This window comes from Nocardioides aromaticivorans (assembly GCF_013408525.1).
GTDB classification, from domain to species: domain Bacteria; phylum Actinomycetota; class Actinomycetes; order Propionibacteriales; family Nocardioidaceae; genus Nocardioides; species Nocardioides aromaticivorans.
Genome location: NZ_JACBZM010000001.1, coordinates 681,967 through 704,754, shown reverse-complemented (window position 1 = coordinate 704,754; position 22,788 = coordinate 681,967). Strand labels below are relative to the sequence as shown.

The following is a 22,788-nucleotide window of genomic DNA, read 5'->3' as shown; positions in this document are numbered from 1 at the left end:
TGTCGGTGCGCGTCCGTAGGGTCGCCCCGTGAGCAGCACCCAGACCCTCTCGCGCGCCCAGGCCCGCCGGATCGCGCTGGCGGCCCAGGGCTTCCTCGACCCGGCGCACGCCGTCCCCACCCTGCGCACCTTCGACCGCACCCTCACGCGCACGGGCGTGCTGCAGGTCGACAGCGTCAACGTCCTGCAGCGGGCGCACTTCATGCCGCTCTACTCCCGCATGGGTCCCTACGACGTCGACCTGCTCCGGCGCGCTGCGTCGGGCCGGCAGCGACGGGTCGTCGAGTACTGGGCGCACGTGCAGGCCTTCATGCCGGTCGACCTGTGGCCGGCGATGCGGCACCGGATGGACGTCTACCGCACCAAGCGCGGCAAGTGGTTCGCGGTGGAGGAGGGCGACGCGCTCGAGGCGGCCCTGCTGGCCGAGATCGCGGAGCGCGGCCCCAGCACCGCCCGCGAGCTCGACGACGGCCTGCCGCGTGCCAAGGAGCACTGGGGCTGGAACTGGTCGCGCACCCGCCGGATGCTCGACTACCTCTACATGGTGGGCGAGCTGGCGATCGCCGGGCGCAACAGCCAGTTCGAGATCCGCTACGACCTGCCCGGGCGCGTCCTCCCAGCCGTGTACGTCGACGCGCCGGCGCTGTCCCCGGCCGACGCCCACCTCGAGCTGGTCCGCCGGGCGGCGCGCTCGCACGGCGTGGCCAGCGCGCAGTGCCTGGCCGACTACTACCGGCTCAAGGTGGGGGAGGCGCGTCCCGCGATCGACGCCCTCGTCGAGGCCGGCGAGCTCGAGCCGGTGCGCGTCGAGGGCTGGCACCGGCCGGCGTACCTCCACCGCGACGCGCGGCTGCCGCGGCGCGTCGGCGCGCGGGCGCTGCTGAGCCCGTTCGACCCGGTGGTGTGGGAGCGCGACCGCGCGGAGGCGCTCTTCGACTTCTTCTACCGGATCGAGATCTACGTCCCGGCCCACCAGCGGGTGCACGGCTACTACGTGCTGCCGTTCCTGCTCGGCGACCGGATCGTCGGGCGGGTCGACCTCAAGGCCGACCGCGCCACGTCGCGGCTGCTGGTGCAGTCCGCATGGGCCGAGGGCCACGCGCCGCCGGAGACCGCCGCCGAGCTGGCCGCCGAGCTCGACCGGCTGGCGGGGTGGCTGGGCCTGGAGCGGATCGAGGTCGCCCCGAGGGGCGACCTCGCTCCGGCGCTCCTCAGCGAGCTCGCAGCCTCCGGAGCAGCCTGAGCTGGGCGTTGCCCAGCCCCACGAACCTCTCCAGTGCCATTCCGGACGGTGGGCCGAGCGGAACCAGCCGCTGGGTGGCCACGGTCTGCGACTCGGTGTACTTCCGCATGCCCTCGGCGCCGTGGCGCCGGCCCAGGCCGCTGTCGCCCATGCCGCCCATCCCGGCCTCGATCGAGCCGGCCGCGGCAGCCGCCCCGTCGTTGACGTTGACCGAGCCGGAGCGGATCCGGTTGGCCAGGGCCTCCGCCGCGCCGGTGTTGCGTGACCAGATGCTCGCGGAGAGGCCGTAGCGGCCCTCGTTCGCCTTCAGCACGGCCTCCTGGTCGGAGCCGACCCGGTAGAGCGAGACGACCGGCCCGAAGGTCTCCTCCAGGCACACCGGCATCTCCTCGGTGACCCCCTCGAGCACGGTCGGCTCGTGGACCAGCGGGCCGAGGTCGGGACGCGCCCGCCCGCCGGCCAGCACCCGGGCCCCCGCGGCCACGGCCGACGCGACGTGGGAGGTCACCGCCTCGAGCTGCGCGGGGGAGGCGAGCGAGCCGACGTCGACGGAGTAGTCGAAGGTCTGGCCGAGGGTCAGCGCCTCGGTCGCCGCCACCAGGGCGGAGCGGAAGGCGTCGTACACGGCGTCGTGGACGATGACGCGCTCGATGTGGATGCACATCTGCCCGGTGTTGGCGAAGGCCGCCGCGACGCAGCCCGCGGCCGCCTTCTCGACATCGGCGTCCGCCAGCACGATGAGCGGGTTCTTGCCGCCGAGCTCGAGCGACGCCGCGATCAGCATCTCGCCGGCCCGGCGGCCGACCGAGCGGCCGGTGGCGGTCGAGCCGGTGAAGCAGATGTGGTCGACGCCCGCAGGCCCGTCGGGCGAGCCGATCAGCGCGTCGCCGACCACCGAGCCGGGGCCGACGACGACCTGCCACAGGTCGGTCGGGAGCCCGGCCTCCGCCATCAGCGCACGCGTCCACAGCAGGGTCAGCGGCGTCTGCGAGTCGGCCTTGCTCACCACCCCGTTGCCGGCGAGCAGCGCCGGCAGGACGTCGCCGACCGCCAGGTAGAGCGGGTAGTTCCAGGGCGAGATCATGCCGATCACGCCCTTGGGGACCCGCACCTCGCGCACCTTCGTCAGCCCGGGCATGGCGCCGCGGACCTTGTTCGTGCCGAGGTAGTGCCGCCCGTGGCGGGCGTAGTGCCGCGCGATGTTGGCGACCTGCAGGATCTCCTGCCAGGCGCTGAACCGCGCCTTGCCCATCTCCCACTGGATCAGGTCGATGACCTCGTCCTGCCGCTCGACGAGCAGGTCGTGGAACCGGAGTACGACGCCCGCGCGGTTCGCCCACGGGAGCTGGGCCCACGGCCGCTGGGCGCGGCGGGCGCTCGTGATCGCGTCGGCGACGTCGGCCGCGGTGGAGACCGGCACGGGAGCCGTGGGCAGCCCGTCGTAGGGGGCCGTGGCGGTGCTGGTGGCGGTGCCGGCCGGGTCGCGGAAGACCCAGCGGTTCCACTCGGCGACCCGCTCGTCGGTGACCCAGCCGGGCCGGACGGAGGTGGTGGCGGAGGTGGTGGCGGTGGTGGTGGTCGTCGGCGCGGTCACGAGTAGAGCCTCTCCAGGACGTCGGCGTACTTGGCGTGGACGACGCGGCGCTTGAGCTTGAGCGTCGGGGTGAGCTCCTCGGACTCGGCGGTCCACTCGACGGGGAGCAGCTCCCACGCCTTGACCTGCTCGGGCCGCGAGAGCCGCTCGTTGGCGGCGTCGACGGCCTGCTGGGCGACCGCGAGCATCGCCGGGTGCTGGGCCAGCTCGGCGAGCGAGGTGCCGGCGGGGATGCCGAGCTGGGCGGCGACCAGCGGCGCGATCTCGGCGTCGAGGGTGAGCACCGCGACGACGTACGGCCTGCCCTCGCCGAAGACCAGGGCGTGGCCGACGATCGGGCTCTCCTTGAGGTGGTTCTCGATGTTGGAGGGCGCGATGTTCTTGCCGGAGGAGGTGATGATCATCTCCTTCTTGCGGTCGACGACCTTGAGGAAGCCGTCCTCGTCGATCTCGCCGATGTCGCCCGTGTGCACCCAGCCGTCGGCGTCGATCAGCTCCGCCGTCGCGGCCCCCTGCCTGTAGTAGCCCTGGGAGGCGACCGGGCCGCGGGCGAGGATCTCGCCGTCCTCGGCCAGGCTGATCTCGATGCCGGGCAGCGCCCGGCCGACGGTGCCGAGCCGGAACTGGTCGGGGCCGCACGAGGTGACCGCCGCGCAGGTCTCGGTCATGCCGTAGACGTCGTAGATCCGCATGCCGAGGCCGGCGAAGAAGCGCGCGACCTCCAGCGGCATCGGCGCCGCCGCGGACGCCGCCCACTCGCACCGGTCGAGGCCGAGCAGCGCGCGCAGGAAGGACAGCAGGCCCTCGTCGGCGGCCCGGTAGCGTGCCTCGAGCTCGGGGGAGACCCGGTGGCCGGACTGCAGCGCCTCGACGTACTCCAGGCCGATCGCGAGCGCGCCCTCGACCTGGGCCCGCTTCTCCGGGTCGGTCTCGGCGGCGAGCTTGGCGGAGATGCCGGTCTTGATCTTCTCCCAGACCCGCGGGACGCCGAAGAAGCGCGTGGGGTGCACCTCGCCGAGCGCTCCGAGCAGCAGCGCGGGATCGGCGATCAGGTGGATGTGGGCGCCCATCACCTGCGGGATGTAGATGCCGAGCGTGCGCTCGGCGATGTGCGCGAAGGGCAGGTAGGAGATGAACTCGTTGTGCTGCGTGGGCGCGGCGACCCGCAGCGAGCACACGCACTCGTAGAGCACCGCGTGGTGGGTGAGCACGACGCCCTTGGGGTTGCCGGTGGTGCCGGACGTGTAGAGGATCGTCAGCGGGTCCTCGGGGCGGATTTCGGCGGTGCGGGCGTCGAGCTCGGTGCCGTGCTCCGCCCGCCAGGCCGCGCCCGCGGCCACGAAGGCGTCCCACGTGGTGAAGCGGTCGTCGCCGGCGGGCGCCTCGGCGTCGATGAGCACGACCTGCCGGACCGACGGCGCATCGGTGAGGGCCTTCTCCCAGCGCGCCAGGTGGTCGGCCGACTCGAGGACGACGACCGTGGGCTCGGCGTGCCCGGCGACGTACGCGACCTGCTCGGGCGACAGCGTGTTGTAGACCGACATCGACACGGCCGCCGCGTGGACGGCGCCGAGGTCGGCGACGACGTGCTCGATCCGGTTGCTCGCCATCAGCGCCACCCGGTCCCCGCGGGCGACGCCCGCCGCCATCAGGGCGCCGGCGACGTCGAGCGCCCGCTCCCGCAGCTCGCTCCAGCCGACCGTGCGCCAGCCGGGCGCGTAGCCGCCGGACAGGTCGACGCCGACCTTGTCGGAGTACGCCGGGCCGTCGCCCTCGGCGTCGACCGTGCGGGCGAACGCGACCGGCAGCGTGAGTCCGGCGATCTGCGCCTCGATCTCGGCGCGCACGGCCAGGGTGTCGGTGCTCATCGTTGTTCCTCTCGGGATGGGGGTGGGGAGGTCGGTGGGCGTCACTGCTGGGGCACGTTGGCGGAGCCGCGGCCCTGGGTGCCCTCGGGCGGGTCGGTGCACCGCACGCCCGTCACCGGCTCGCGGCGGGTGAGGTCCTGGATGTCGCGCTGCACGCTGCGGTCGTAGACGCAGTTCTTCAGGATGCGCGGCACGAGCACGACCCGGCCGCTGCCGCCGCGGGTGCTGCCGGCCATCACGTCGGCCTGCAGCGGCACCCAGTCGAGCCAGTGCTGGAGGCCGCGCAGGTGGCGGGCGGCCATCTCCGTGAGCGGCACGCCGGAGCGCAGCAGCCGGCGCAGATCCGGGGACGCCGCCCTCCACCACCGCTCGAGGCGGGGCAGGAGGTCCAGCGACGTGACGACGGTACGACGCAGGGCGGGGGTCGCGTCGGCCAGCGCCGCGGCGATCGCCTCCAGGTCGGCCGCCATCCGCCGGATCTCGGGGGACAGGTCGGCGACGGTGGCGAGCGGCTTCTCCGACCGCCGCGCCAGCGTGGTCAGGTCGGGCTCGAGCCGGCGCAGCATCGCGAACGCGGTCTCCATCTCGATCGCCAGCGCGCGCAGGTCGACGTCCTCGTCGCCGTTGCCGAAGATCGCCGCGGTCTCGTCGGCGATGGTGCGGATGTCGGCGACGTCGAGGTGGGACATCAGGCCCTGCGCGTGCGCGAGCACGTCGGGCACGTTGACCGGCACGCTGGTCGACGCCACCGGCACGGTGGCGCCGTCGGCGAGGAAGGGCCCGCTGGCGGTGCGCGGGCGGACGTCGAGGTACTGCTCGCCCACGGCCGAGAGGTTGCGGACCTCCATCGCGCTGTCGGTGGGGATCTCGACGTCCGACTCGATCTCGAGCTCGGCCACCGCCCCGACGCCCTCGGCGTCGCTGAGCCGGACCGCGGTGACCTCGCCGATGCGCTGGCCGCGGTAGGTCACCACGGAGCCCTCGTGGAGGCCCGCGGCCTGCGGCAGCTCCACCGTGAGGTGGTACGGGTTGCGGAAGAGCGACCCGCCCACGACGGTGTCGGCCACGTAGAGCACGCCGGCCACGAGGATCACCAGGATCAGCACCTGCGCGGTGTGGATCCGGCGGCGCCACAGGCGGGCACTGCTCGCGAGCTCCTCGGCGGGCGTCATCGGGCGGGCCATCAGCGGCCCCCCGTGTCGGACAGCGCGTCGGGGTCGAGCAGGACGGTCAGGTCGAAGTTCACGAAGTCGCCGGGGGAGGCCTTGTCGCTGCCGCTCGCGAAGGCGACCAGGCCGCGCATCACGCCGTCGATGTCCTTGCGCCCCGCGAGGAGGGTCCGCAGCACCGGCCGCATGTCCTCCAGCTGGGCCACGAGGTCGGCCTTCACCGCCCTGGTGAGCGGGGTGGCGACGACGTCGAACCGGTGGAGGGAGTCCATCGCCGCGACCAGGTCCGCGCGCTGGCGGTCGAACGACCTCACCAGCGCGGTGAGGTCGGTGAGCGAGCGGGTGACCTCCGGCAGGTCGCCGGCCAGGCGGGTCGTCAACCGGTCGAGCGCGGCGGTCAGCCGGTCGACCCGCGGGAACTCGGCACTCAGGTCCGTGACGGCCGTGTCCAGCCGGGCGAGCAGGCGGCGTACGTCGCCCGCGTTGCCGGTCAGCGCCGTGTTGAGCTCGGTGATGATCGTCGAGATGTCGGAGAAGCTGCCGCCCGTGACGACCGTCGACAGCGCGGACAGCAGGTCGGTCACGTCGGGCGCGGAGCCGGTCGCGGCGGCCGGCAGGGTCGCGCCCTCGGCGAGCAGCTCACCGCCCGTGCCGGGGAAGAGCTGCACGAACGCGGTGCCCATCGGTGAGGTCAGCCGGATCTCGGCGCGCGAGGTGTCGGTCAGCCGCACGCTGGTCGACAGGGCGAGCCCGACCTCGGCGACGTACTCGCCGGCCTCGACCGACGTGACCTGCCCGACCGTCGCGCCGTCCAGCTTCACCGGAGCGTCGACCGGGAGGTTCAGGGCGTCCTCGAACTCGACCGTCAGGTCGTACGTCGGACCGTCGACCAGCGACGGGAGCGGCACGTCCTCGAGGCTCAGCCCGCACCCGGCGGTCCCGGCGCCCACGGCCAGCACGACAGCGGCCACCCAGCCGCGCACGCCGGTCACGGGAACCCCGCCGGGAGGCCGTCGTACAGGCCGTCGAGGAGCGGGTCGAGGATGCCGGTGCCGTCCCTGGTGAAGAGCAGGTTGCAGAGCTGGACGCCGGCCTCGCCGCCCATCCTGCCTGCGAAGACCGCGCAGGAGTGGCTGCGGAAGGCGGCTGAGAACGGCCCGGCGCTGAACGCGAACTGCACCCGCAGGCGCCCGAGGTCCCAGTCGTAGGCGCGGGCGAAGTTCTCCGCCATCGTCGGCATCACGTCGAAGGCCTCCTCGAGGGAGCCCTGGTTGCGCTGCACGATCCCGACCACGTCGGCCAGGCCGGTGAGGTCGTCGCCCAGCACGTCACCGTTGTCCTTCAGGAACGCGTTGGTCAGGCGGGTGAGCCGGTCGAGGCTGTCGAGCGTGGCGACCAGCTCCTGGCGCTGGTCGGACAGCACACCGGTGGTGTCGGCGGCGGCGCTCGTGAAGTCGCGGATCTGGCGGTCGCGCCTCGCGAGGGTCGTCACCAGCTGCACGAGGTTCTTCGAGACCGCCGTCAGGTCGGTGTCCTTGCTGTTGAGCACCTCGAGGGCGTCGCGGCTCTCGGCGAGGGCGCGCCGCAGGTGGCTGCCGTTGCCCTCCAGCGCGGCGGCCGTCGTCGCGAGCATGTCGCCCAGGCCTGCGGACCCGCCCTTCCGGCCGAGGCCGGCGTCCAGCGCCAGCACCAGGTCGTCGATCGCCTTGGCGATCTCGTCGACGGTCGCGGGGGAGCGGGTGTGGTCGGCCGTGATGTGGGCGCCGGAGGCGAGGGTCGGCCCGCCGTCCCAGGCCGGCCCCAGCTCGATGAAGCGGTCGGTGACCAGCGAGCCCTGCAGGATCTCCGCGCCGGCGTCGGCCGGCACCCGGGTGTCGGGCTCCAGGTGCATGACCACGCGCATCGTCGTACCCCTCGGCTCGACGGCGACGATCTCGCCGACCTTCACGCCGAGGTAGGTGACGTCGTTGCCGACGTACACGCCGGTGGTGTCGGCGAAGTCCGCGGTGACGACGAGGTCGTCCGGGTCCTCGCCGCCGAGCCAGCCGACCAGCCGTGCGCCGGAGAGTGCGAGCGCGAGCACGATCGCGCCGCCGAGGCCCATCAGCACGGTGCGGCGGCTCATCGGCAGTCCTCCGGCGAGATCGAGCACACCAGGTCGTCGGGGACGATCGCCCACGGCGCGTTGACGCCGAGCCACGGACCGTCGCCCGTCGCGTTGGTGAAGACCCGCATCGTGGGGCCGGCCAGCCGCATCGTCCGGTCGAGCTGCTCGCTGTGCCTGCGCAGCGTCGACAGCACCGTGCGCAGGTCGCGGAGGGCGGGAGCCAGCTGCGGCGCCGTCTCCTGTACGACGGCCGCCAGCCCCGTCACGAACCGGTGCGCGTCGCGCAGCAGCGCCCGCAGCACCTCCTTGCGCTGCTGGACCATCAGCATCACCGCGGTGCCATTGGTCATCACGCGGTCGAGCTCGTCGGTCTGCTCCAGCACGAGCGAGGTCACCTTGCGGGTGGAGGTGAGCAGGGCGTCGATCTCCTCCTCGCGGTCGGTGACGATCGCGGACACGCCGGCGATCCCGTCGACCGCGTCACGCAGGGCCGTCGGCGTCACCTTCAGGTCGGTGGCCAGCACGTCGACGGCCTCCTGGATCCGCTTCAGGTCGAGGGCGTCGACCTGCGGCGTCGACTCCAGCCAGAACCGCTCGATCGTGTAGCTGTCGATCGCGTGCTCGACAGCGATCGTGCCGCCGTCGGCCAGCGTCGCGCCGGCGCCGGGCGTCAGGGCGAGGAAGCGCTCGCCGAGGATCGAGAGCAGCTTGACCTCGACGCTGCTGTCGTCGGTCAGGCCGAGGTCGGCGGGCGCCTGGTCGAGCGAGAAGGCGACGTCGACCTGGTCGCGGTCGGCCTCGACCGCCGTCACCTTGCCGACCTTGAGGCCGGCCACCCGCACGTCGTCGCCGGGCTCGATGCCGGCGGCGTGCCGCAGCCGGACGTGGTACGACGCCTCGCCGGCCAGGCTGCGCACGCCCACCAGCACCAGGCCGAGCACCGCCGCCACCGCCACCAGCCGGAGCGGCCAGCCGAGACGCCGCCAGGTCGCCGTCGTCGTCCTCATCCGCGACACCTCCGTGAGAACCGGTCGCCGGTGACGCCGAGGTCCAGCTTCAGCGGCACCCCGGTGACGGACGCGTTGAGCGTGCAGACGTAGGTGTTGAGGTAGCTGCCGTAGCCGAGGGTGCGCAGGTAGACCTCGAGCTGCTGGGGGAGCGCGGCGCCGGTGCGGACCAGCAGGCCGGTGCGGGAGGCCAGGTGGTCGAACCACGGGCCGGTCGACGCCACGACGTCGCCGAGCGGGCGCCGGGTGGCGTCGACGAGGTCGGCGGTCGTCGCGGACAGGCGGGCGATGCCCTCGAGGCTGGTCCCGATCCGGTCGCGGTCCTTCGCGAGCCCTGCCGTGAGCGAGTCGAGCCCGCGCACCAGGTCGGTGATCTCGGCGCGGTGGTCGTCGGTGGTCTCGAGCACGAGCGTCACGTTGTCGACGACCCGCGCGAGGGTGTCCTCGCGGTCGGTCAGGCCGGAGGTGAGCTCGGCGGTCTGCTCGAGCAGGTGCTGGATGGTCGGCCCCTGCCCCTGGAGCACCTGGACGATGTTGGTGGCGAGCAGGTTGACGTCGCCGGGCTGCAGCAGGTCGAAGACCGGCTTGAACGCGTTGAACATGGCCGTCAGGTCGAGCGCGGGCCGGGTCCGATCGAGCGGGATGCGGGCGCCGTCGGCGAGCCGCGCGGCGTCGGCGCTCCGGTCGGGCCGGGTCAGCGCGACATAGCGCTGGCCCATCAGGTTGAGGTAGTCGATGGACGCGGTCACGTCGTCGTGCAGCACCTGGTCGGCGGAGACGCTCATCGTCACCACGGCCAGGCCCTTGTCGTCGCCGGAGCCGACCCGGGTGCCGGTGACCCGGCCGACCCGCACGCCCGCGACCCGGACGTCGTCGCCGGGGCGGAGGCCGGTGGCGTCGCGGAAGAGCGCCGTGACCGTGATCGAGTCGCCCCGCTGCGAGCGCGAGAGCGTGCCCGCCACCATCGAGGTGAGCAGCACCGCGACGAGCGCGAAGACGGCCACCCCGGCGGTGGCGCTCGGGTGGCGGCGCAGCTCGCTCAGCTGGCGACCCATCAGCAGGCTCCCCTCAGGCCGCGGTAGGTCGGGCAGTCGTCGGGGTTGCTCGCGTCGTAGGGCTCGAGGAACTGCGGCGAGAGCACGCCCTCCATCTGGATCCGCCCGTTGACCGCAGCGGCCGCGCCGTTGCGCAGCAGCGCCGGCACCTTGCGCAGCAGCGCGGCGAAGGCCGGGTAGCGCTGGGCGAAGACCTCGAGGTTGGCGGCGCTCGCGTTGAGCAGGCGCGCCGTCTCCGCGCCGTGGGCGCGCAGGAAGACGGCCAGGCCGTCCTTGCCGCCGACCAGCCGGGAGACCCCCTGCAGCAGGGTCGTGGTGTCCTTCTCCTGCTGGACGAGGGTGCGCGCCAGAGGACGCGAGTCGCGCAGCGCGGCGACCAACTGCGGCTCGATGTCGGCGGCCAGGTCGGTGTCCGTGGTGAGCAGGTGGAGGTCGCGCCGGACCTGGGGCTGGAGGTCCTCCCACCGGCCGAGGAAGGCCTCGCCGTCGCGCACCATCGCGGCGAGCCGCGTCCCGCGTCCGTCGAGGGAGTCGGCGAGCTGGGAGAGCGCCACGTCCCACTGGGCCGGGTCGACCGCCGCGAGCAGCCGCTGCGTGGCGGAGAAGGTGTCCATCAACCGCAGCGTCGCCCTCGACGTGTCCGCCCGTACGACGTCGCCATCGGCCAGGTGGGTCGCCGCCGATGCGGAGGCGGGGCCGGTGCCGGTGGCGCGGGTGGCGACCAGGTCGACGTACTCGTTGCCGAAGAGGGTGCCGGGCAGCACCCGCGCGGTGACGCCTGCCGGGATCAGGTCGGCGTGCTCGGGCTCGACCAGGACGGTCGCGGTCGGACCGTCCCAACCGGTCTCGGCCTCGCGGGCGACGGGGTCGACCTCGATCACGCGCCCGACGCGCAGGCCGTTGTACTTGACGTCGGAGTTGATGCCGAGGGTGTCGCCCACGGTCGCGAGCTGGACGGTGACGCGCACGTCGCCGCTGAGCGTGCCCAGCGTCTGGAGGGCGAGCACGCCGGTGAGCAGGCCGAGCGCGGCGAACCCGGCGAGCCCGATGAGCGCGAGGCGCAGGCGGAGCTCGCGCCGATCGGTCCGCACGTGCGGGAACAGGAACTGGCTCACCCCCTCACCCCGAGATCTGGACCTGCTGGTCCGCGCCCCACAGGAGCAGCGTCAGCAGGATGTCGACGACGGTCAGGGAGATGATGCTGGCGCGGATCGCGCGCCCGGTCGCGCGGCCGACGCCCTCGGGCCCGCCGCTGGCGGTGAAGCCGTGGTAGCAGTGGATGAGCGTCACCACCGTGGTCAGGACCACGACCTTGATCGCCGAGTAGAGGACGTCGACCGGCGCGACGAACGTGCGGAAGTAGTGGTCGTAGGTGCCGGCCGACTGCCCGTAGAAGGTGGTCACCATGAAGTCGGTGGCGACGTACGTCCCGACCAGGCCGATCAGGTAGAGCGGGAGGACGACGACCCAGGCGGCGACCAGGCGGGTGCTGACCAGGTAGGGGATCGGGCGGATCGCCATCGCCTCGAGCGCGTCGATCTCCTCGCTGATCCGCATCGCGCCGATCCGCGAGGTGAACCCGCAGCCGATCCGCGCCGCGAAGCCGAGGGCAGCGACCATCGGCGCCAGCTCGCGGGTGTTGGCGTAGCCCGAGATGAAGCCGGTCAGCGGAGCCAGCCCGATCACGTCGAGACCCTGGTAGCCCTCGAGACCCACCTCGGTGCCGGTCAGCGTCGACAGCAGCAGCACGACGCCGACGACCCCGCCCCCGACGAGGAAGATGCCGGACCCGAGGGTCACCTCGGCGAGCACGCGCGCGATCTCGCCGCGGTAGCGGGTGAGCGCGACCGGAAGCGCGGCGACGGCCCGCCACGCGAGCACCAGCTGCAGGCCGATGCCCTCCAGCGGTCCGATGACCGCGCGGTCCACGGCCTGGTCGACGGCGCTGACTGCCTGCGTCATCCGATCGGCCCTCCCGCGAACGTGCTGTGCACCTGGGAGATGACGAAGTTGGCCGCGAAGAGCAGGACGAAGTTGGTGACCACGGCGCTGGTGACCGCCTCGCCCACGCCGGTCGGGCCGCGGCTCGCGCCCAGCCCCTTGTACGACGCCACCACGGCGCAGATCACCGCGAAGATCGCCGCCTTGGTCAGCGAGAGCCACAGGTCGGAGAGCTGGGCCAGCGTGGTGACCGACGCGAGGTAGCTGCCGGGCGGCAGGTCCTGGATCACCACGCTGATCGACAGGGTGGTGAGGATCGTGAAGAACATGACGACGCCGTTGAGCAGCACCGCGACCACGACGATCGCGAACATCCGCGGCACGACCAGGCGCTCCATGACGGAGAGGCCCATGACCTCCATCGCGTCGATCTCCTCGCGGATCCGCCGCGAGCCGAGGTCGGCGCAGATCGCCGAGCCGGCGACGCCGCTGAGCATCAGCGCGGTGATCAGGGGAGAGGCCTGCCGGACGACCGCGAGCGTGTTGCCCGCCCCGGTGAACGCGACGGCGCCCACCTCCTGGGCGAGCACCCCGACCTGCAGCGCGAGGATGATCCCGAACGGGACCGACACGGCCAGCGCCGGCAGCGTGCAGACCCGGACGGCGTACCAGGTCTGCACCACGGTCTCGGCGAGCGGGAAGCGCCGCCCGGACACGGACGAGACGACGGCGCCGAAGACCCGACGCGTGAAGCGGAGCAGGGCGAGGACCTCGGCGAGCGGCTTGCCGAGCGCCGTCAGGGCGCGCGCTTCGCTCGTGGCCGGCATGGTGCTCCTGTGCTCGCTCGGGTCGGTGCGGTGGCAGCCGATAATGACAGTAGAACTGTCACACCGGTACTGTCCACGGCCGTGTGACCTACGTCAACCCCGATCGTTGAAGATTCTGGATCGGGTCGAATCCGCGCCTGAGATGGTCCTGTGTGTCTGCGTTGCGCAGATTGTTTGACAGTCGTACTGTGACAGTCATGAGCGCAGCAGTGGGGGTCGACCCGACCCATGAGTCCGATGACGGCGGCGCGCTGCGCACCATCGACGAGCTCGCGACGGCGGCGGGCCTGACGGTCCGCACGACCCGCTACTACGCGAGCCTGGGCCTGCTGCCGCCGCCGGCCCGCCGCGGCCGGATGGCGTGGTACGACGACACCCACCTCGCGCGCCTGGAGATGATCCGCGCCCTGCAGGGCCACGGGTTCACGCTGCAGGCGATCGAGAAGTACCTCGCCTCGCTCCCCGCGGACGCCGGGGTCGAGGACCTCGCGGTCCAGCGCGCGATGCTGACGTCGTGGACCGTGGGGGAGCCGCACGAGCTCACCCGCCGCCAGCTCGACCAGCACGCCGGGCGCCGGCTGACCGACGACGAGGTCTCGCTCATCGAGGACTTCGGCCTGCTGCGGCGGGCCGGCGAGGGTGCCGCCGAGCGCTTCACCCCGGTCCACGGGTTCGACGTCGCCGTCGAGCTGCTCCAGGTCGACATCCCCGTCGAGGGCATGCGCGCCGCGGGCGAGGCGATCGAGCGCCACATGTCGGCCCTCGCCGAGGAGCTCACCCGGGTCCTGCACGACGAGGTGGTCGAGCCCTGGCGCCGCGACAGCCACTCCCGCGAGGACGCCGCCCAGCTCGAGAACACGATCGGCACGCTGCGCCGGCTGACCCTCGAGGCCATCGTCCGCGGCTTCCAGCGCTCCGCCAACAAGCTGATCACCCAGTCCCTCGACCGCCGCTGACCGCGCCGGAGGCGGGTCCCGATAGGGTCGCGGGCGTGACCCAACGCACTCTCGTCCTCCTCAAGCCCGACGCGGTCCGGCGCGGCCTGGTCGGCAACGTGCTGGCCCGGTTCGAGGCCAAGGGGCTGAGCATCGTCGCCATGGAGCACCGCCACATCGACGCGGCGCAGGCCGACGCGCACTACGCCGAGCACGTCGAGCGCGACTTCTACCCGCCGCTGCGCGACTTCGTGACCAGCGGCCCGCTCGTGGCGCTGGTCCTCGAGGGCGACGAGGCGATCGAGGTCGTCCGTGCGCTCAACGGCGCCACCGACGGCCGCAAGGCCGCCCCGGGAACCATCCGCGGCGACCTGTCGCTGTCGAACCGCGAGAACCTCGTGCACGGCTCCGACTCGCCCGAGTCGGCCGCGCGCGAGATCGCGCTCTGGTTCCCCGGCCTCGCCTGAGCGAATCTCCTGACACGCCTCCCCGTCGGTCCTTAGGGTCCGTCGAGGAGCACAGGCATACCCGCCCGCGCTCGACTCGGCGAGCACGGGGGCGACATGCACGATCCATCGGGGACGGGCCCGGTGTGGCCCTATGCGGAGGGTCACTGGGGCCCGCCACGGCCGCGCCCGCCGTACGACGAGCGGTCGGTCGCGTCCCTGCTCCTGCTCGGCACCGTCCTCGCCGCGCCCGTGTCCGTGTGGTTGGGCGTCCGCGGGATCCGGGCGACCCGGGACGGCGAGCGACGGGGCCGGTGGTGCGCCGTGCTCGGCGTCGTCGGCGGCGCCCTGATGATCCTGCTGGTGGTGGGCGGCCTCCTCCTGCGGGGTCCCCTCGAGCGCCTGGCCGACCCGCTCGGTGGCGTCGTCGTCGGTGACTGCGTCGACGTCCAGGTGGTCGGGAGGACCTACGAGGCGCAGGTCGTCGACAGCCCGTGCAACGAGCCGCACGACGCCGAGGTCGTCCACCGGGGCAGGCTCGACGTCTTCGACGCCTCCGAGCTCCTCGACCGGTCCGCCGCCGAGCTCTGCACCGTCGCCCTCGGCGAGCGCTACCGACAGGAGATGGCCACCGGCCGGTACTCGATGCGGGTGATCCTCCTCGGCGAGCCGTGGGACGCCTCCGGTGGCGAGGAGTTCCTGTGCCTTGCCGGCGACGTCGAGGGCGGCCGGCTCGGTGCGCCCATCGGGGCGTCGGCATGAGCGCCGCGGACTGGTCCCGCCCGGGCGCCCACCGGCCGCCGAGCGTGGGAGGTCACGCTCCGGCGACCGTCACCGACGCCACCGCGGGCTGGGCGCTCGCGTGGTCGATCCTCAGCTGCTGCTACATCGGCAACGTCGTGTCGACGGTGATGGCGTTGCGCGTGCTCTCGCACGCCCGCCTCACCGGCGAGGACCGCGGCAAGGGCCTGGCGATCGCGGCGCTGGCCATCAACGCCCTCGGGCTGGGCTCGCTCGTCGTCACGGGCTACGTCCTCGCCGTCTTCGGGACCTCGGAGACCACGACGGCGTACGACGCGCTCCCTCCCGTCAACGCCGACCCGGCCGTCGTGATGAGCATCGGGGACCTCGAGTACGGCGACTGCCTCGTCGATCCGTCCTTCCGGGACGAGGAGGGCGACGTCCGTCGGGTCGAGTGCGACACCCGTCATGACGTCGAGGTCTTCGAGATGCTGCCGGTGGACGTCGTCGACTTCCCCGGGGAGAAGGCGATCGAGCGCCGCGCCCGGGCGTGCTACCGCAAGGCCTTCTCGACCTTCGTCGGGATCGCCTATGCCAGGTCCGAGCTCGAGGTCACCTGGTTCGCGCCCAGCAGCGAGGGCTGGTCGAGCGACCTGCAGTACGTCGCCTGCCTCCTGGTGGACCCGAAGGGCCCGCTGGACGAGAGCCTGTACCACGCCCAGCGTTGAGCCCGCGCCACGCCGTACCGGCGTGGCTCCCCGGCAGACCCCTCCCGCTTCCTTACGCTCGCAAGCGGAGACCGGCGGATCGTGTGCCTGCCGGCCTCCCCGGCGCACTTCCCGCAGCCAGCGGGAGAGGTGACGGCTTCCCCGAAAGCACACGAGGGCGTGGTCGACCCGACCCTGCCCGGCGACGTCTTGCGAGGAAGCGTGAGGGCGAACTCCATCATCGGCCGTGACATGGCCGTCGATCTCGGCACCGCCAACACCCTCGTCTATGTCCGCCGCCGCGGCGTGCTGCTGGACGAGCCGAGCGTCGTGGCGCTCAACGACAGCACGGGCGAGGTCATCGCGGTCGGCCACCAGGCCAAGCAGATGCTGGGCCGCACCCCCGACAACATCACCGCCCTGCGCCCGCTGCGCGACGGCGTCATCGCCGACTTCGAGGCGACCGAGCAGATGCTGCGGCACTTCATCGCCCGCGTGCACCGCCGGCGCTACTTCGCCAAGCCGCGCATGGTCATCTGCGTGCCGAGCTCGATCACGCCGGTCGAGCAGCGCGCGGTGAAGGAGGCCGGCTACCAGGCCGGCGCCCGTCGTGTGTACGTCGTCGAGGAGCCCATGGCCGCCGCGATCGGCGCCGGGCTGCCCGTCCACGAGGCCACCGGCAACATGATCGTCGACGTGGGCGGCGGCACGACCGAGGTCGCGGTCATCTCGCTCGGCGGCATCGTCACGTCGCTGTCGATCCGGACGGCCGGCGACGACCTCGACGCCGCGATCATCGCGTGGATGAAGAAGGAGCACGGCGTGATGCTCGGCGAGCGCACCGCCGAGGACGTCAAGATCACGCTCGGCTCGGCGTTCCCGCGCCCCGGCGAGCCGGAGGGCGAGGTCCGCGGCCGCGACATGGTCACCGGCCTGCCGCGCACGGTCACCGTCACCAGCGCCGACATCCGCCACGCGCTCGAGGAGCCGCTGCACGCGATCGTCGACGCCGTGCGCGTCACCCTCGACCAGACGCCGCCCGAGCTGGCCGGCGACATCATGGACCGCGGGATCGTGCTGACCGGCGGGGGAGCGCTGCTGCGCGGCCTCGACGAGCGGATCCGCCACGAGACCGGCATGCCGGTGCACGTCGCCGAGGACCCGCTGGTCTCGGTCGCGATGGGCGCGGGCCGCTGCGTCGAGGAGTTCGAGGCCCTCCAGCAGGTGCTGGTCACCAACCCGCGGCGGTTCTGAGACCCATGGCCATCGACACCCGTCCCATCCGGTCCTCGAGCCCCGGTCCCGCCGGTCCCGCCCGCCGGCCCGCGCCGCAGCGCGACCCCGGCGACGACCGCGGCCGCCCGTCGCGCTCGCTCGTGGTGGCCCTGCTGCTCGCCTGCGCGACGCTCATGGTCGTCGACGAGGCCGGCGGCGACGGCTCCCCGGTGGCCGCGATCCGCGCCGGGGTCGGCGAGGTCGTCGGCCCGGTCCAGGCCGGCGTCGCCACCGTCGTACGACCCGTCGCCGGCATCCCGGGCGCCTTCCGGACCAACGACCAGCTCCGGCAGCAGGTCGAGGACCTCGAGGCCGACGTCGCCGAGAAGGACGCGCTGCTCGCCAAGGCCGGGTACGACGACAACCGGCTCGCCGCGCTCGACGGCCTCCGTGCACTCGCCGGCGACATCGGCTACGCGCTCGTGCCGGCCCGCATGATCGCGATCGGCCCGGCCCAGAGCTTCTCCAGCACCATCACGATCGACGCCGGGTCCGACTCCGGCCTGCACCCCGACATGACCGTGGTCGCCGCACAGGGCCTGGTCGGCCGGATCACGTCGGTGACCAGCCACACCGCCACCGTGCTGCTGATCGTCGACGACACCTCCAACGTGGGCGGCCGGATCGGCGACAACATGGAGATCGGGTTCGTGAAGGGCAAGGGCGCGCTCGGCACCGACGACCGGCTCGAGATGGAGCTGGCCGACCGCAACGTGGTGCCCAAGGTCGGCCAGGAGGTCCTCACCCGCGGGAGCGAGGGCGGCGCGCCCTATGTCGCGGGCGTCCCGATCGGCACGGTCGGCAAGGTCTACGAGTCGGTGCGCGAGACCTCGTACCGCGCGGTGATCGTGCCGGCGGTCGACTTCACCGCGCTCGACCTGGTCGGCGTGGTGGTCCCCTCGGGCACCTACGACCACCGGGTCATCGAGGTCGACGGGAGCATGCACCCATGAGGACCAGCTCGACCGGGCGCCTCGTCGCCGTCCTCGTGGCCACGCTGGTGGCCCTCCTCGTCCAGGTCACCGTGCTGCCCCCCTTCGCGTGGGAGGTCGGCGGCCTCGGCGTCGTCCCCGACGTCGTCCTGCTCGTCGTGGTCGCGAGCGCGCTCGCCACCGACACCCGCTACGGCATGCTGACCGGCTTCTTCGCCGGGCTGCTGCTCGACCTCGCCCCGCCGGCCGACCACGTCGCCGGCCGCTGGGCGCTGGCCCTCATGGTCGTCGGGTACGTCGTCGGGCGACTCGCCCACGACGACACCGCCGACGTCGGTCGGCTCGAGCTCGACGGCACCCGCCGTCCGCCGGTGACGCTCGTCCTGGCCGCGGCTGCCGGCGGCTCCTTCGTCGGCACGTCCGTCTACGCGCTCAGCGGGCTCTTCCTCGGCGACTCCTCCGCCACGGTCGGCGACCTGCTCGAGGTCGCCCTCGTCGCGCTGGTCCTCGACACCCTGGCGGCGCTGCTGGTCGTCCCGGCGACGTACTGGCTGTTCCGGCGCCTCGGCCGCGACCGCGTCGCGCAGGGACTGTGGGCCCGGACGTGACCGCCGCCTCGCACCGCAGCCGGCTGCGCCTGATCGTCATCCAGACGCTGGTCTTCTCGCTGCTCGCGACCCTCGGCGCCCGGCTCTACTACCTGCAGGTCATCTCCGGCGAGGAGTACCAGGGCCAGGCCGCGTCGCAGTCGGTGCGCGAGATCGTGGTCCAGCCGCAGCGCGGCCTCATCGTCGACGCGATGGGCCGTCCGCTGGTGACCAACCGGCTCACCTGGGTGGTGTCGATGGACCGCACCCTGGTCGGCCGGATGTCCGAGGCCGACCGCACCGAGCTGCTCGCGCGCACCGCCCGCGCCATCGGCGTGAAGGTGCCGAGGATCCGCGCCAAGCTGCTGCTCTGCGGCGACGAGGGATCGGTCGCGGGGGAGTGCTGGAACGGCTCTCCCTACCAGCCCGTCCCGATCGCCCAGGACGTCAAGGAGACCGCCGCCCTGCGGATCCTCGAGCAGCCCGAGGACTTCCCCGGCGTGGTGGTCGACCGGCAGAGCGTGCGGCAGTACCCCTCGCCGTACGGCATCAACGCGGCCCACCTGCTCGGCTACCTCAGCCCGATCACCAAGGAGGAGCTCGAGGACGCCGAGGACGACGGCGACAGCTCCGTCAACGGTGCCTCGGTCGTCGGCCGCGCCGGCGTCGAGAAGGAGTACGACGAGTTCCTGCGCGGCCAGCCCGGCTACCAGCAGGTCGCCGTCGACTCGAAGGGCCGGGTCCGCCAGGACGTCTCCGACCTCGCGGCGCAGCCCGGCGACACGCTGGTCACCTCGATCGACGCCAACGTGCAGTCGGTCGTCGAGGAGCAGCTGGCGAAGATGATCCAGACCCAGCGCAACACGCTCGACCCGGTCACCGACCGCAAGTTCGAGGCCGACTCCGGCGCCGCCGTGGTGCTGGAGGCGAGGACCGGCCGCATCGTCGCGATGGCCAGCCAGCCGACGTACGACCCGTCGGTGTGGGTCGGCGGCATCACCGACAAGCAGCTCGCCCGGCTCTACTCCGAGGCCGCGGGCACGCCGCTGCTGTCGCGGGCCTTCCAGGGCCAGTTCGCGCCCGGCTCGACGTGGAAGCCGTTCATGACCGTCGGCGCGCTGACGCACGGATACTCGCCGGACACGATCCTGCCCTGCTCGTCGGCGGTGCAGATCGGCAACCGCGCCTTCCACAACCACGAGTCGTCGGCCTACGGCCCGATCACCTTCGCGCGCGCGCTCGAGGTCTCCTGCAACACCTTCTTCTTCCAGGTCGGCATGCACTTCTGGCAGACGCTCGGCTCGGACCCCGACGACGTCAACGCGAAGGACCCGCTGGTCAGCCAGGCCGAGAAGTTCGGCTTCGGCGAGCGCACCGGCGTCGACCTGCCCGGCGAGGCGTCCGGCCGGGTGGCCGACCGGAAGTGGAAGAAGGCCTACTACGAGTCCATGAAGGACTACTACTGCGGCATCGCCGACAAGCCGCAGGACGCGAAGACCTCCGACTTCGTCTACAAGTTCGCCCGCGAGTTCTGCATCGAGGGCTGGAAGTACAAGATCACCGACTCGGCCAACTTCGCGATCGGCCAGGGCGACACCATCGTGACGCCGCTGCAGCTGGCCCGGGCGTACGCCGCCCTCTCCAACGGTGGCACGCTGTGGGAGCCGCGCGTCGGCAAGGCGGTCGTCTCTCCCGACGGCAAGGTGATCCGCGAGATCGCGCCGAAGAAGGAGCGCCAGCTCAAGATCCCGAAGAAGGTGCTGCGCTACCTCGACGAGGCGCTCCAGGGCGTCGCGTCGCGCGGCACGATGGCGTGGAAGCTCGGCGGCTTCCCGCTCGACAAGGTCACGATCCGTGCCAAGACCGGCTCCGCCGAGGTCTACGGCAAGCAGTCGACCGGCTGGGTGGCGTCGTACACGAAGGACTACGTCGTCGTGATGATGATCAGCCAGGCCGGTACCGGCTCGGGCGCGACCGGTGAGGGCGTCCGCGCGATCTGGGAGGCCCTGTACGGCGTCGACGGCGACCAGGTGCGCGAGGGCAGGGCCGCGATCCCGGGCGTCACGCAGCCGGCGACGCTCCCGACGTTCGGCGACGACGGCTCGATCCTGCCGCCTGCCCGGAAGGAGCAGTGAGGTCATGAGCAACCGCATCCAGGCCTCCCGCGCCACGGCGCGCCCGACCCGCACCACCGCGTCGCGCCGGGTCTCGTTCCTGCGCTGGGGTGACATCGACCGGATCCTGCTGGTCGCCGTCCTCGTGCTCTCGCTGGTCGGCTGCCTGCTGATCTGGTCGGCGACCATCGAGCGCGACGACCTCACCGGCGGCGACGAGCGCGCCTTCCTCGTCAAGCAGCTGGTCAACGTCGTGATCGGCGTCGGGCTGATGGCGCTCGTGGTCGCGACCGACCACCGCTGGGTCCGGATCCTCGCGCCGATCGCCTATCTCGCCGCGATCGTCGGCCTGGTCCTGGTCCTCGCGATGGGCTCCACCATCAACGGCTCCCGCTCGTGGCTGATCATCGGCGGCATGTCCTTCCAGCCCTCGGAGCTGGCGAAGCTCGCGGTGGTCGTCGGCATGGCACTGGTCGTCGCGGAGCGCAGCGAGGGCCGCTGGCGCGACCGGGTCGGTACGACGGACGTCCTGCTCATGCTCGTCGTCGCGGGCGTCCCCGCGGTGCTGATCCTCGCCCAGCCCGACCTCGGCACGATGCTGGTGCTCACCGCGACCGTGTTCGGCGTGATCGCCGCGTCGGGGGCCGACCGCCGCTGGCTCGGCCTGCTGGCCGGCGGAGGGGTCGCGGTCGCCGTCTTCGCGGTCGTCAGCGGCTTCCTCAAGGAGTACCAGGTCGACCGCTTCCTCGCCTTCACCAACCCCGAGCTCGACCCGAAGGGTGCTGGCTACAACGTCGAGCAGGCCCGGATCGCGGTCGGCAACGGCGGCCTCTTCGGGCAGGGTCTCTTCCAGGGCTCGCAGACCCAGTCCGGCTTCGTGCCCGAGCAGCACACCGACTTCGTCTTCACGGTCGCGGGCGAGGAGCTCGGTCTGCTCGGTGCGGCCCTCATCGTGGCGCTGCTGGGCGTCGTGCTCTGGCGGGCGCTGGTCATCGCGACCCGCACCGATGACATGTTCGGCCGGATCGTCGCGGCCGGGATCGCCTGCTGGTTCGGCTTCCAGGCCTTCCAGAACATCGGCATGTGCCTCGGGATCATGCCGGTCACCGGCGTCCCGCTGCCCTTCGTCTCCTACGGCGGCTCGTCGATGTTCGCCGGCATGCTCGCGGTGGGCCTGCTGCAGAACATCCACCTGCGCACGCTCTCCGCGCCGGCGTCCCGCCTCGCTCCGCAGAAGCGGGTCCTCGTCCGCGGGTGACCCGGCAGGGTCCTACGACGCCGGCTTCGTGTTGACCGTCAGGATCGACCCGCGGTCGTCCTCGGAGATCCCGGCGGCCGCGAGGATCCGCTGCACGACCTCGTTCTTGCCGTCGATGTAGTCCTCGATGCCGTCGAGCTCCTGCGCGGCCAGGCCCAGCTTGACCGCGGCATAGGCGTCGCGCAGCTCCGGGTCGGCCCGCAGGGTGTCGCGGACGGCGAGGTGGTTGCGCAGCGACAGCGAGCCCTCCACGCACACGTACACGTTGCGCGTCACGGCCGCGTGCTCGTCGGTGGTGGACGCCGCCATCGCGTGCCGGTCGGGCACGCCGAGGTCGCCCCGGTGCGTGTAGCCGGCGGCCACGAGCGCCGCGATCGCCGCGTCGAGGTCGGCCCGCCGGACGACGACGTCGATGTCGAGGACCGGCTTCGCGGCGAGCCCGGGCACCGACGTGCTGCCGACGTGCTCGATCGCCACGACCGGCACGTCCTCCAGCGCCGCCGCCATCGCGGCCCGGATCGTGGTGAAGGCCTCGGGCCACGCAGGGTTGTAGGGAAGGACGGTCACGCGCACCGGACCATTGTCCCCGAGCCGCGCCACCACTAGCGTCCGGTGGGTGACGCAGGCATCGACGGGCGCCGTCCGGGCGCTGGGCGCGGCCCGGCTCGCCGTGGGCATCGCGCTGCTCGCCGCGCCGCGGCTGGTCGGGCGCAACGACGACCCGTCCTTCCAGCTGCTGATGCGCACGATCGGCGTCCGAGACCTGGTGATCGGCGCCGGGACCGTCCTCGCGCCCGGCGCGTCGGCCGTGCACTGGGGGCGCTCGGCGCTCGCGAGCGACAGCCTCGACATGGTCGTCGGCGCGGCGTCGGTCCCGACCGTGGGCGCCGGCGGGGGAGCGGTCGCGACGCTCGCCCCCGTCCCGTTCGTCGCCGTCGGCTGGTGGGCCTTGCGCCGCGCGACCCGGCCTGCGGCAGGATAG

The 22,788-nt window shown here is 72.8% G+C and carries 22 protein-coding genes; 11 read left to right on the top strand and 11 right to left on the bottom strand.

Translation table 11 applies throughout. The annotated features are described in order from the left end of the window. Positions 1 to 28: 28 nt before the first annotated feature. Positions 29 to 1,243, top strand: a complete 1,215-nt coding sequence (locus tag BJ993_RS03295; RefSeq protein ID WP_179647718.1) for a winged helix-turn-helix domain-containing protein — start codon at positions 29 to 31, stop codon at positions 1,241 to 1,243. Here the strand turns inward: BJ993_RS03295 and BJ993_RS03290 are convergent. From BJ993_RS03290 to BJ993_RS03245, 10 genes are read right to left on the bottom strand one after another with little or no spacing between them, the layout of a single operon-like run. Further along, entirely contained in the window at positions 1,212 to 2,837 is a 1,626-nt protein-coding gene (locus BJ993_RS03290) for a succinic semialdehyde dehydrogenase (RefSeq protein WP_179647717.1), read from the bottom strand. The genes BJ993_RS03295 and BJ993_RS03290 overlap by 32 nt on opposite strands. Next, positions 2,834 to 4,705, bottom strand: coding sequence for an AMP-dependent synthetase/ligase (locus tag BJ993_RS03285; RefSeq protein WP_179647716.1), 1,872 nt, complete (start codon positions 4,703 to 4,705; stop codon positions 2,834 to 2,836). Before BJ993_RS03285 ends, BJ993_RS03290 begins: the two co-directional genes overlap by 4 nt. A 41-nt stretch (positions 4,706 to 4,746) precedes the next feature. After that, positions 4,747 to 5,889 carry an MlaD family protein gene (locus BJ993_RS03280; protein ID WP_179647715.1) on the bottom strand — a complete coding sequence of 381 codons (1,143 nt, stop codon included), beginning with the start codon at positions 5,887 to 5,889 and terminating at the stop codon, positions 4,747 to 4,749. After that, positions 5,889 to 6,866 (bottom strand): MCE family protein, encoded by a 978-nt coding sequence (locus BJ993_RS03275; protein ID WP_179647714.1) that lies wholly within the window; start codon positions 6,864 to 6,866, stop codon positions 5,889 to 5,891. Before BJ993_RS03275 ends, BJ993_RS03280 begins: the two co-directional genes overlap by 1 nt. Further along, positions 6,863 to 7,999, bottom strand: a complete 1,137-nt coding sequence (locus BJ993_RS03270) for an MCE family protein (protein ID WP_051931498.1) — start codon at positions 7,997 to 7,999, stop codon at positions 6,863 to 6,865. Before BJ993_RS03270 ends, BJ993_RS03275 begins: the two co-directional genes overlap by 4 nt. After that, the gene (locus tag BJ993_RS03265) at positions 7,996 to 8,988 is read right to left on the bottom strand and encodes an MCE family protein (RefSeq protein ID WP_179647713.1); all 993 of its coding nucleotides are present in this window, start codon (positions 8,986 to 8,988) and stop codon (positions 7,996 to 7,998) included. Before BJ993_RS03265 ends, BJ993_RS03270 begins: the two co-directional genes overlap by 4 nt. Next, on the bottom strand, positions 8,985 to 10,043 hold the full coding sequence (locus tag BJ993_RS03260) for an MCE family protein (protein ID WP_179647712.1): 1,059 nt from the start codon (positions 10,041 to 10,043) through the stop codon (positions 8,985 to 8,987). Before BJ993_RS03260 ends, BJ993_RS03265 begins: the two co-directional genes overlap by 4 nt. Continuing rightward, positions 10,043 to 11,158 (bottom strand): MCE family protein, encoded by a 1,116-nt coding sequence (locus BJ993_RS03255; protein ID WP_179647711.1) that lies wholly within the window; start codon positions 11,156 to 11,158, stop codon positions 10,043 to 10,045. Before BJ993_RS03255 ends, BJ993_RS03260 begins: the two co-directional genes overlap by 1 nt. Before the next feature lie 4 nt (positions 11,159 to 11,162). Beyond that, entirely contained in the window at positions 11,163 to 12,005 is an 843-nt protein-coding gene (locus BJ993_RS03250; RefSeq protein WP_036541346.1) for an MlaE family ABC transporter permease, read from the bottom strand. Next, on the bottom strand, positions 12,002 to 12,811 hold the full coding sequence (locus BJ993_RS03245; protein WP_179647710.1) for an MlaE family ABC transporter permease: 810 nt from the start codon (positions 12,809 to 12,811) through the stop codon (positions 12,002 to 12,004). Before BJ993_RS03245 ends, BJ993_RS03250 begins: the two co-directional genes overlap by 4 nt. A 197-nt stretch (positions 12,812 to 13,008) precedes the next feature. Here BJ993_RS03245 and BJ993_RS03240 point away from each other — a divergent pair, with 197 nt between their 5' ends. The 9 genes from BJ993_RS03240 (at position 13,009) to rodA (ending at position 21,806) form a co-directional block, all read left to right on the top strand. Further along, positions 13,009 to 13,767 carry a MerR family transcriptional regulator gene (locus tag BJ993_RS03240; protein ID WP_179647709.1) on the top strand — a complete coding sequence of 253 codons (759 nt, stop codon included), beginning with the start codon at positions 13,009 to 13,011 and terminating at the stop codon, positions 13,765 to 13,767. A 35-nt stretch (positions 13,768 to 13,802) separates the two neighbouring features. After that, positions 13,803 to 14,213 carry a nucleoside-diphosphate kinase gene (ndk, locus tag BJ993_RS03235; protein ID WP_036541349.1) on the top strand — a complete coding sequence of 137 codons (411 nt, stop codon included), beginning with the start codon at positions 13,803 to 13,805 and terminating at the stop codon, positions 14,211 to 14,213. Positions 14,214 to 14,309: 96 nt separating this feature from the next. Further along, complete coding sequence (locus BJ993_RS03230; RefSeq protein WP_179647708.1) at positions 14,310 to 14,954, top strand: hypothetical protein; 645 nt, start codon at positions 14,310 to 14,312, stop codon at positions 14,952 to 14,954. After that, on the top strand, positions 14,951 to 15,661 hold the full coding sequence (locus BJ993_RS03225) for a hypothetical protein (protein WP_179647707.1): 711 nt from the start codon (positions 14,951 to 14,953) through the stop codon (positions 15,659 to 15,661). The genes BJ993_RS03230 and BJ993_RS03225 overlap by 4 nt, the downstream gene beginning before the upstream one ends. A gap of 201 nt (positions 15,662 to 15,862) precedes the next feature. After that, positions 15,863 to 16,894 (top strand): rod shape-determining protein, encoded by a 1,032-nt coding sequence (locus BJ993_RS03220; RefSeq protein ID WP_277987643.1) that lies wholly within the window; start codon positions 15,863 to 15,865, stop codon positions 16,892 to 16,894. Between the two features lie 5 nt (positions 16,895 to 16,899). Continuing rightward, entirely contained in the window at positions 16,900 to 17,868 is a 969-nt protein-coding gene (mreC, locus tag BJ993_RS03215; protein WP_179647706.1) for a rod shape-determining protein MreC, read from the top strand. After that, complete coding sequence (gene mreD, locus BJ993_RS03210; protein WP_179647705.1) at positions 17,865 to 18,455, top strand: rod shape-determining protein MreD; 591 nt, start codon at positions 17,865 to 17,867, stop codon at positions 18,453 to 18,455. The genes mreC and mreD overlap by 4 nt, the downstream gene beginning before the upstream one ends. Then, positions 18,452 to 20,569 carry a penicillin-binding protein 2 gene (mrdA, locus tag BJ993_RS03205; RefSeq protein WP_051931570.1) on the top strand — a complete coding sequence of 706 codons (2,118 nt, stop codon included), beginning with the start codon at positions 18,452 to 18,454 and terminating at the stop codon, positions 20,567 to 20,569. Before mreD ends, mrdA begins: the two co-directional genes overlap by 4 nt. A 4-nt stretch (positions 20,570 to 20,573) precedes the next feature. Then, positions 20,574 to 21,806, top strand: a complete 1,233-nt coding sequence (gene rodA, locus BJ993_RS03200; RefSeq protein ID WP_051931506.1) for a rod shape-determining protein RodA — start codon at positions 20,574 to 20,576, stop codon at positions 21,804 to 21,806. A 12-nt stretch (positions 21,807 to 21,818) separates the two neighbouring features. On the opposite strand, the gene BJ993_RS03195 is transcribed toward rodA, so the two are convergent. Further along, positions 21,819 to 22,379: a GrpB family protein gene (locus BJ993_RS03195; protein WP_308645458.1), complete on the bottom strand. Its 561-nt coding sequence runs from the start codon at positions 22,377 to 22,379 to the stop codon at positions 21,819 to 21,821. A 43-nt stretch (positions 22,380 to 22,422) separates the two neighbouring features. On the opposite strand from BJ993_RS03195, the gene BJ993_RS03190 reads away from it, so the two are divergent. Further along, entirely contained in the window at positions 22,423 to 22,788 is a 366-nt protein-coding gene (locus BJ993_RS03190; protein WP_179647703.1) for a hypothetical protein, read from the top strand.

Coding starts and splice junctions, on each gene's coding strand:
- BJ993_RS03280 (WP_179647715.1), bottom strand. CDS start 5,889: ATGGCCCGCCCGATGACGCCCGCCGAGGAGCTCGCGAGCAGTGCCCGC.
- BJ993_RS03265 (WP_179647713.1), bottom strand. CDS start 8,988: ATGAGGACGACGACGGCGACCTGGCGGCGTCTCGGCTGGCCGCTCCGG.
- BJ993_RS03245 (WP_179647710.1), bottom strand. CDS start 12,811: ATGCCGGCCACGAGCGAAGCGCGCGCCCTGACGGCGCTCGGCAAGCCG.
- BJ993_RS03230 (WP_179647708.1), top strand. CDS start 14,310: ATGCACGATCCATCGGGGACGGGCCCGGTGTGGCCCTATGCGGAGGGT.
- BJ993_RS03260 (WP_179647712.1), bottom strand. CDS start 10,043: ATGGGTCGCCAGCTGAGCGAGCTGCGCCGCCACCCGAGCGCCACCGCC.
- BJ993_RS03285 (WP_179647716.1), bottom strand. CDS start 4,705: ATGAGCACCGACACCCTGGCCGTGCGCGCCGAGATCGAGGCGCAGATC.
- mreD (WP_179647705.1), top strand. CDS start 17,865: ATGAGGACCAGCTCGACCGGGCGCCTCGTCGCCGTCCTCGTGGCCACG.
- BJ993_RS03270 (WP_051931498.1), bottom strand. CDS start 7,999: ATGAGCCGCCGCACCGTGCTGATGGGCCTCGGCGGCGCGATCGTGCTC.
- BJ993_RS03240 (WP_179647709.1), top strand. CDS start 13,009: ATGAGCGCAGCAGTGGGGGTCGACCCGACCCATGAGTCCGATGACGGC.
- BJ993_RS03250 (WP_036541346.1), bottom strand. CDS start 12,005: ATGACGCAGGCAGTCAGCGCCGTCGACCAGGCCGTGGACCGCGCGGTC.
- rodA (WP_051931506.1), top strand. CDS start 20,574: ATGAGCAACCGCATCCAGGCCTCCCGCGCCACGGCGCGCCCGACCCGC.
- BJ993_RS03225 (WP_179647707.1), top strand. CDS start 14,951: ATGAGCGCCGCGGACTGGTCCCGCCCGGGCGCCCACCGGCCGCCGAGC.
- mreC (WP_179647706.1), top strand. CDS start 16,900: ATGGCCATCGACACCCGTCCCATCCGGTCCTCGAGCCCCGGTCCCGCC.